This window comes from Micromonospora sp. (assembly GCF_048594385.1).
Classification (GTDB): domain Bacteria; phylum Actinomycetota; class Actinomycetes; order Mycobacteriales; family Micromonosporaceae; genus Micromonospora; species Micromonospora wenchangensis.
The window spans coordinates 1-2,772 of the sequence record NZ_JBMDWU010000324.1 but is presented as its reverse complement, the minus strand read 5'-3'; the positions used below and the strand labels follow the sequence as shown (position 1 = coordinate 2,772).

3 protein-coding genes are annotated in these 2,772 nt (G+C 71.8%); all 3 read left to right on the top strand.

The window, feature by feature from the left end; all coding sequences use genetic code 11:
* The coding region (leuC, locus tag ACOJTC_RS17390) for a 3-isopropylmalate dehydratase large subunit (RefSeq protein WP_420117669.1) at positions 1-1,168 on the top strand (1,168 nt) is incomplete at its 5' end.
* Between the two features lie 15 nt (positions 1,169-1,183).
* Positions 1,184-1,771, top strand: coding sequence for a 3-isopropylmalate dehydratase small subunit (leuD, locus tag ACOJTC_RS17385; RefSeq protein WP_363794023.1), 588 nt, complete (start codon positions 1,184-1,186; stop codon positions 1,769-1,771).
* A 172-nt stretch (positions 1,772-1,943) separates the two neighbouring features.
* On the top strand, positions 1,944-2,687 hold the full coding sequence (locus ACOJTC_RS17380; protein WP_204924132.1) for an HU family DNA-binding protein: 744 nt from the start codon (positions 1,944-1,946) through the stop codon (positions 2,685-2,687).
* The last annotated feature ends 85 nt before the right edge of the window (positions 2,688-2,772 follow it).

Sequence of the window (2,772 nt, the reverse complement as noted above, 5' to 3'; positions counted from 1 at the left end):
CACCTCCCGGACGCAGATCGAGACGCTGCGCCGCAACTGCGCCGAGTTCGGCGTGAAGCTGCACCCGCTGGGCGACGAGAACCAGGGCATCGTGCACGTGATCGGCCCCCAGTTGGGCGTCACCCAGCCCGGCATGACGATCGTCTGTGGCGATTCGCACACCGCCACCCACGGCGCGTTCGGGGCGCTGGCCTTCGGCATCGGCACCAGTGAGGTCGAACACGTCCTGGCCACCCAGACCCTGCCGCAGGCCCGCCCGAAGACCATGGCGGTCAACGTGACCGGTCAGCTCGGCCCCGGCGTCACCGCCAAGGACCTGGTCCTCGCGCTGATCGCGCAGGTGGGCACGGGCGGCGGACGCGGCCACATCGTGGAGTACCGGGGCGAGGCGATCCGGGCGCTGTCGATGGAGGGCCGGATGACGGTGGCGAACATGTCCATCGAGTGGGGCGCCAAGGCGGGCCTGATCGCGCCGGACGAGACCACCTTCGCGTACCTGAAGGGCCGGCCGCACGCGCCGGCCGGGGCCGACTGGGACGCGGCGCTGGCCTACTGGCGGACGCTGCCCACCGACGACGGCGCGACCTTCGACGCCGAGGTGACCCTGGACGCGAGCCGGATCACCCCGTTCGTCACCTGGGGCACCAACCCCGGCCAGGGTGCCCCGCTCGGCGCGGCCGTGCCGGACCCGGAGGAGTTCACCACCGACGCCGAGCGGACCGCGGCGCGCCGGGCCCTGGAGTACATGGACCTCACCCCGGGCACCCCGCTGCGCGACCTCGCCGTCGACGTGGTCTTCGTCGGATCCTGCACCAACGGCCGGCTGGAGGACCTGCGGGCCGCCGCCGACGTGCTGCGCGGCCACCGGGTCGCCGACGGGGTACGCATGCTGGTGGTGCCCGGCTCCGCCGCCGTGCGGGAGGCCGCCGAGGCGGAGGGCCTGGACAAGGTCTTCGCCGACGCCGGAGCGGAGTGGCGGTTCGCCGGCTGCTCGATGTGCCTGGGCATGAACCCGGACACGCTGAAGCCGGGCGAGCGTTCGGCCTCGACCTCCAACCGCAACTTCGAGGGCCGGCAGGGCCGGGGCGGGCGTACCCACCTGGTGTCCCCGCCGGTCGCCGCCGCCACCGCCGTGACCGGCCGGCTCGCCGCCCCGGCCGATCTGTAGAAGGGCAGCCGAGAGATGGACAAGTTCACCACCCACACCGGCACCGCGGCGCCGCTGCGCCGATCCAATGTGGACACCGATCAGATCATCCCGGCCGTGTACCTCAAGCGGGTGACCCGTACCGGCTTCGCCGACGGACTCTTCCGGGCCTGGCGCGACGATCCCGCATTCGTGCTCAACAACCCGGCGTATTCCGGGGCCACCATCCTCGTGGCGGGGCCGGAGTTCGGCACCGGGTCGTCCCGGGAGCACGCTGTGTGGGCGCTGCGCGACGGGGGTTTCCAGGCGGTCGTCTCGCCCCGGTTCGGTGACATCTTCCGGGGCAACGCGCTCAAGGAAGGGCTCCTCCCGGTCGAATTGGAACTGACCGCGGTCGAGCAGATCTGGGACCTCGTGGAGGCCGATCCGACCACTGCGGTGACGGTCGACCTGACCACCCGTGAGGTCCGGGTCGGGGATTCCACCTGGTCGTTCCCGCTCGACGACCACAGCCGCTGGCGGCTGATGGAGGGCCTCGACGACATTGGACTCACCCTGCGGCACGTCGCCGACATTGAGGCGTACGAGGCCGGCCGACCGTCGTTCACCCCCGCCGTGGTCTAGCCGTACGCCGGGCCACGGCACCGTTTTCGCCCCCACCGGTTCATCCGGTGGGGGCGAATCCGTTACGACACAAGGGCTTTTTTCCACCGAATGTTTGTGTCCAGGCAGCACAGGGCATACGGTGCGCGCAGAATGGCTCGCGTCGAGTCAGTTGCACAATCGGGAGGAAGTCGTGAACAAGGCCGAGCTCATCGAGGCGCTCGCCGCTCGCCTGGGGGACCGGAAGTCGGCGACGGCGGCGCTCGACGCGGTCCTCGCCGAGGTCCAGGCGGCGGTCACCAAGGGCGACAAAGTGGCGATCACCGGATTCGGATCGTTCGAAAAGCGTGTCCGGGCGGCGCGAACAGCGCGCAACCCGCGTACCGGTGAGGCGGTGAAGGTCAAGAAGACATCCGTCCCGGCCTTCAAGCCGGGCGCCGGTTTCAAGGAGATGGTGGCCACCGGCAAGGTGCCGAAGACCGCCGCTCCGGCGAAGAAGACCACCAGCACGGCGGCCACCAAGGCCACCGGTGCCAAGGCGACAGGTGCGAAGGCCACCGCAGCCAAGGCGACCGGCACCAAGGCCACGGGCGCGAAGGCCACCGGCACCAAGGCGACCGCAGCCAAGGCGACCGGCACCAAGGCGACCGGGGCGAAGGCCACCGGGGCGAAGGCGACCGCCGCCAAGAAGACGACGGCGACCGCAGCCCGCAAGACCACCACGGCGAGCGCCACCAAGGCCACCGCCGCGACCAAGGCGGCCACCAAGAAGGCCACACCGGCCAAGAAGACCGCCACGGCGACCAAGTCGACCACCGCCCGCACCCCGGCGGCCAAGAAGGCCACCGCGGCCAAGAGCACGGCCGCCAAGGCGACCGCCGCGAAGAAGGCGCCAGCCAAGAAGGCACCGGCCCGCAAGGCCGCAGCCAAGCGCTGACACCGGGTACGACCCGACGGGGGGGCCCCCGCCCCGTGGGCCCCCGGGGGGGGGTGCTGCAACCGGCGGCGGCCCGCCGCCCCGC

Bases quoted from the DNA above. Each gene is read 5' to 3' on its own strand.
- leuD (WP_363794023.1), top strand. From the start codon at position 1,184: ATGGACAAGTTCACCACCCACACCGGCACCGCGGCGCCGCTGCGCCGA.